The 2,273-nt window shown below is 38.4% G+C and carries 2 protein-coding genes; both read right to left on the reverse strand.

Features of this window, described 5'->3' with window-relative positions; all coding sequences use genetic code 11:
• Window positions 1-310: 310 nt before the first annotated feature.
• The gene (locus tag HMPREF1048_RS08560; protein ID WP_000703838.1) at window positions 311-1,459 is read right to left on the reverse strand and encodes an N-acetylmuramoyl-L-alanine amidase family protein; all 1,149 of its coding nucleotides are present in this window, start codon (window positions 1,457-1,459) and stop codon (window positions 311-313) included.
• A gap of 12 nt (window positions 1,460-1,471) precedes the next feature.
• Window positions 1,472-2,273: caspase family protein (locus HMPREF1048_RS08565; protein ID WP_000430461.1), on the reverse strand; the 802-nt coding region annotated here is incomplete at its 5' end.

Consider the following 2,273-nt stretch of genomic DNA (forward strand, 5'->3'; position numbering starts at 1 on the left):
TTTAATTTTTTGCAGAAATGGAAGAGGAATACTATGGAAAATTTTGGAGCAGTTTTAAAGTGCTTGCCTTTTGTAGTATAATTGTCTTGCATCTCTGTGCCTTTCTTATGTTTTTGACTGAATAAAAGTCTAATAAGTAGGAGAGGTTCTTTTCCATAATTTCTCGAATAGAATACAAAAAGCGAACAAAACAGAATTTGTTGTTTCGATTCGCTTTTTGTATTATTAAATAGATTTTTCTTGTAGTTCTGATAACATTTAGTCTGAGCAGGTGCACTAATAGCTGATGGAATAAAATGTATACTTTAGCTTATTTCCAAGCGCCACTGGCATCTACATAGTAACCATCAGGTGTATAGGTGTTGTGAAGCATCTTACCAGTTGAAGCAAGATAGTACCACTGACCGCCATCTTTTACCCAACCAGTCGCCATAGCACCTGAATTGCTTAGGTAATACCAAGAGTCACTATCTTTTACCCAGCCTGTTACCATAGTACCTGAATTGTTTAGGTAATACCAAGAGCCACTATCTTTGAGCCAGCCTGTTGCCATAGCACCTGAGTCTTTTAGGTAATACCAAGAGTGATTATCATATAGCCAATCACTAGCAATCATGGCTCCTGATGGTTTAAAGGCATACCAGTTGCCACCTTGATAGAGCCAAGTTTGATTGAACATGACACCTTTATCATTCATAAAGTACCAGCTTCCATTGTCCTTAACCCAAGAATTTTGAACTAATTGACCTTGTTTTTGATAGTACCAGGTTTCATCGTCACTATTTTTTCGATTTAGCCAGCTTTCTGCTTTTACAATCGGATAAAGTGTTCTGAAGGCTCCTCCCCCCTTGTAGGAATGACTGATAACTCCTGGTTTTACAAGTTTCATACCACCAGACTCCTCTGCCCAAGCAAAAACTTTTTGACCATTGACAGTCTCTGGTAAGGTGGCAGTATAAGTCTTGGTTTGATAGTCCCATTTGGTATCAAGGTAGGTGTATTGATCATTAGATTCTTTAATATGGTAGTAGCCTCTCTTTCCACCGTCATGATATACATCATCAACCACTTTAGTGGACCAGGTCTTCACCTCATTTCCGCTCTTGGCCTCTACCTTGATATCTCCTCTATAGCCATATGGAACATAGAAATTCAGGTAACGTCCTTCTTCACCGATATTGGATCTATCCACTTCTTGAGCTAGGAAATTGACAGTCTGGTCTTGACCATCTAAAGTAACTTTCCACTCGATTTTCTCAGTTGTTGGCAAATCCAAGGCTTTGATATCTATGTCATGGCCATTGTTAAATCGAAGAATTTTACCATCTTGATATTGAACACCACCCTTAATACGCCATACCTCTTGTAGCTCAAAAGCTTTGGCAGATTGAGGAAGAATAAACATAGCCAACCCTGCCAATGACAAACTAAATAGTGTGATTTTTTGTGATATTTTCATTTTATGAACTCCTTATTTTTTGAATAAAACAAATTGACTGTTTTTTGGATAAACTGATACATGTTGCTCTTCGTGAATTTGTGATGCAGCTTCAAGGACTAGAGGATAAGAGTATTGATACAGTTCCTCTAAAGTAATTTTTCCGTTAGTATTGGTGTCTGCCATAGGCGAAATCATTCTATTTTGAAGTGGATCCCAACCTGTACCCATTGCCCAGTATCTAGTGGCAAGACTACCTACTCCGACCGCACTATACGATTCTTCACCCATACAAGAGGCACATAGTACGAGGAATTTAGAATCAAGCATTTCGCCATTCTTGCTTGCTATATCTCCTGTTGAAAATCCTGCCAAAAATGCTTGATCATCAAATCTTTTTTCAGACTTGGAGGCAACCTTTTTGTTTGGCTTATCTACATCTATAATCGTTCCTGAATAGCAACAATCCAGCATAACAACAAACTTACCTTTGTATTGTTTCAGTATGGATGCTAATTCCCAACCTGAAAATGATGTTTTATCGCTACCAATGGCTATCGTCCCATCTTCTCCACCATGACAAGTAAGGTAAAGGTAGTTCACATCGCTTTCGCTAGAAGATTTGAAAAGCTCTTGCATTTTTGCAATAATCTCGGACTTAGTTTTATCTGGGAACCGAACAACTTTACTAAAGTTTTGGTTACTGAAAACCTTCTCCATAGCATTAACATCTTCGATAGGTACTGCTCTCGTTGATGTTTCACCAAGAACTAAAGCACGGCGATTAATCGTTTGTCTTGCTCCACTAGTGGCAAAGAAATAGGTATCATCTCCG

It is taken from the genome of Streptococcus mitis SK575 (genome assembly GCF_000257865.1).
Classification (GTDB): domain Bacteria; phylum Bacillota; class Bacilli; order Lactobacillales; family Streptococcaceae; genus Streptococcus; species Streptococcus mitis_CQ.

Excerpts from the sequence above, each read along its gene's own strand:
- HMPREF1048_RS08560 (WP_000703838.1), bottom strand. The coding sequence starts at position 1,459 with ATGAAAATATCACAAAAAATCACACTATTTAGTTTGTCATTGGCAGGG.